1 protein-coding gene is annotated in these 3,330 nt (G+C 67.4%); it reads left to right on the forward strand.

Features of this window, described 5'->3' with window-relative positions; all coding sequences use genetic code 11:
* Nucleotides 1–3,330: amino acid adenylation domain-containing protein (locus VFZ66_02750; protein ID HEX6288076.1), on the forward strand; the 3,330-nt coding region annotated here is incomplete at both ends.

Raw genomic sequence — 3,330 nt, forward strand, 5'->3', positions numbered from 1 at the left:
ATCGAGCCGCTGGCCGTCGAGGGCCACACGGCCAAGTTTGATCTGAGCCTGGTGCTGAGTGAGACACCCGGCGGCCTGGTGGGTGCCATCGAGTATCGCACGGCGCTGTTCGACGCGGGGACGATGGGGCGGCTGGGGCAGCAGTATGGGCGGCTGCTGGAAGCGATCGTGGCCGATCCGGCGCAGTGCATCGCGCGGCTGCCGCTGCTGAGCGACGCCGAGCGCCGTCAGCTCATCGTCGATTGGAACGCGACCGAGGCCGCGTATCCGCAGGGCTGCCTGCATCAGCTCTTCGAGGCGCAGGCGGCGCGCACGCCCGACGCCATCGCCGTGCGCTTCGGCGACACGACGCTGCGCTATCACGAGCTGAACGCGCGCGCCAACCAGCTTGCGTGGCATCTGCGCAGCCTGGGCGTTCGGCCCGAGTCGCGCGTGGCGCTGTGCGTGGAGCGCTCGCCCGATCTGATCGTCGGGCTGCTCGGCATTCTCAAAGCGGGCGGCTGCTACGTGCCCCTCGACCCCACGTATCCTCAGGAGCGCTTGCACTTCATGCTGGAGGATGCGCAGGTGTCGGTGCTGCTGACCCAGGCGCATCTGGTCGAACGTCTGCACGCTGAAGGCACCCGCCACCCCGCCCACCTCGTCCGGCTCGATGCCGACTGGCCGCAGATCGCGCAGCAGCGCCGCGACACCCCCAGCAGCGGCGCGCAGCCCGATCACCTGGCGTACCTGATCTACACCTCCGGCTCGACCGGCACCCCGAAGGGCGTGCTCGTGCCGCATCGCGGGCTGGGCAACCTGGCGCAGGCGCAGATCCGCGCCTTTGGCGTCACGCCCGATAGCCACGTGCTCCAGTTCGCCTCGCTCAGCTTCGACGCCGCGATCTCTGAGATCTGCATGGCGCTGCTGGCCGGTGCGACGCTGGTTCTGGCCGCGCGCGCGGATCTGATGCCGGGTCCGAGCCTGATCCACCTGCTGCGCGAGCAGGCGATCACCGTGGCGACGCTGCCGCCCTCGGTGCTGGCGGTGCTCGATCCGGCGGACTTCCCGACGCTGCGATCGGTGATCGCGGCGGGCGAGGCGTGTCCTGCCACGGTGGTGGCGCGCTGGGCCACCCCGGAGCGGCGCTTCCTCAACGCCTACGGTCCCACCGAGACGACGGTCTGCGCGACGATCGCCGCGTGTGCCGATGGCAGCCGCACGCCGCCGATCGGCCAGGCCATCGCCAACACGCAGGTCTATGTGCTCGACCAGCAGCGCCAGCCGTCGCCGGTCGGCATTCCAGGCGAGGTCTACATCGGCGGCGTGGGCGTGGCGCGCGGCTACTTTGGCCGCCCGGATCTGACCGCCGAGCGCTTCGTGCCTAACCCGTTCAGCGCCGAGCCTGGATCGCGGCTCTACCGCACGGGCGACCTGGCGCGCTACCTGCCAGACGGGCAGATCGAGTATCTGGGACGGCTCGATGATCAGATCAAGCTGCGCGGCTTCCGCATCGAGCTGGGCGAGATCGCGGCGGTGCTGCGGCGGCATGAGGCCGTGCGCGACGCGGTGGTGCTGGTGCGCGCGGATCAGCCGCCCGCAGGCGGGCACCCGGAGAAGCGGCTGGTGGCGTACGTGGTCGGAGAACAACGGGCAGCAAACGCGGAACCTGGAACCTCGAATCTGGAACTCGGAGCCGATCTGCGCCGTTCCCTGCTGGAACAGGTGCCGGAGTACATGGTGCCGAGCGCGTTTGTGTTTCTGGACGCGCTGCCGCTGACGCCCAACGGCAAGATCGATCGGCGCGCGCTGGCGGCGCTTGACGTAGATCGCCTCAGCCGGGATCGGGCGTTTGTTCCGCCGCAGGATGCTCTTGAGGCGCAACTGGTGCAGATCTGGGAGACTGTGTTGCAGCAGCAGCCGATCGGAGTGGCTGACAACTTCTTCCAGCGCGGCGGTAACTCGCTGAGCGCCGTTCGGCTGATGGCCCAGATCGAGCAGCAGTTGGGACAAAGTCTGCCATTGGCGACGATTTTCGCTCACCCAACGATCCGCGATCTTGCCGCGACCCTATGGCAGCGCGCCTGGCCTGGCGTGCTCCGGCTGGTCGATGCTTTGCCCCAGATGAAATCTCCGCTGGTTGCCATTCAGCCCAGGGGCACCCGCCGTCCATTCTTTTTCGTCGCGCCGCTCGGCGGGGTGGTGCCCTCGAATGTTCTGTCCGGCATGATCGACCTCGCGCCGCACCTGGGAGCGGATCAGCCGTACTATGGCTTGCAACTGCCGGGGCTGGCGCACGATCTGATGGAACATCTTGACATAAGTAAATCCTTCGGCGCGGCGCAGCTTGAGTCGCTGGCGGAACAATTTGTGCCCGACCGGAGCGCGATCGAAGACGGAGCGGCCAGGTGTGTGGAGGCGATTCGCGCTGTGCAGCCCCACGGCCCATATCTGATCGGCGGTCTTTGCACCGGCAGCACGATCGCGTTCGAGATCGCCTGCCAGCTTCAGCGGCAGGAGCAGCACGTTGCGCTGCTCGCGCTGGTCGATCCGCCAGTCTCGTTGCGTCGTATCAGGAGCGCCGCTGGACCGAAGAGCGAGACGATCGCCAGCATGTTTGCCAGGCTGAGCCATCCCGATCCTGAGCAAGTGGCCTGGTTTATCAGCCACGATCTCGGCGGCGATCGGCTCTCGATCACGCCGGAGCAGATGACGGCGATCTTCCGGCAGCTCGATGCGGACGCCTGGTGGGACTATGCCGCCGAGAAGCTGCGGCAGGTCGATGCCGTAGGGCGGAATACCGGGCCGCACGAGCTACGCCGCCTGTTCATGATCTCCCAGATCAACACGCTTAGCCTCAACGCTATTTTGAGCAGCTATGTGCCGGATCTGTACGCTGGCCGAATGGCCGTGCTGCGCGTCGAGCAGATAGACGAGAACATCGCCGATGTGCCAGAGCCGTGGCAACGGCTGACGACTCAGCCGGTCGAGAGCTTCGTCATTCCCGGCGATCATGGCACGGTCTTTCACGAGCCGAATATCCAGGTACTCGCCCAGGCTCTGCTCGAAGCCATGCGTCAAGCTACGGAGGCGACGAGCGCTCAGTCAGGCACGCACGACGTGGCGATCAGCACTACCGCGTACGCCGCCGATCGGGTGCCGCTGGTGGCGGTGCCGCGCGGCGGCGAGCCGCTGCCGCTGTCGTTCGCGCAGCAGCGGCTCTGGTTCCTCGATCAGTTGGAGCCCGGCAGTGCCGCCTATCACATTCCCACCGTCGTCCGCCTCCACGGCGCGCTCCAGCCCGCTGCCCTACAGCAGGCGCTCAGCGCGCTGGTCGAGCGCCATGAGAGC

Source organism: Herpetosiphonaceae bacterium, from assembly GCA_036374795.1.
In the GTDB taxonomy this organism is placed as follows: domain Bacteria; phylum Chloroflexota; class Chloroflexia; order Chloroflexales; family Kallotenuaceae; genus LB3-1.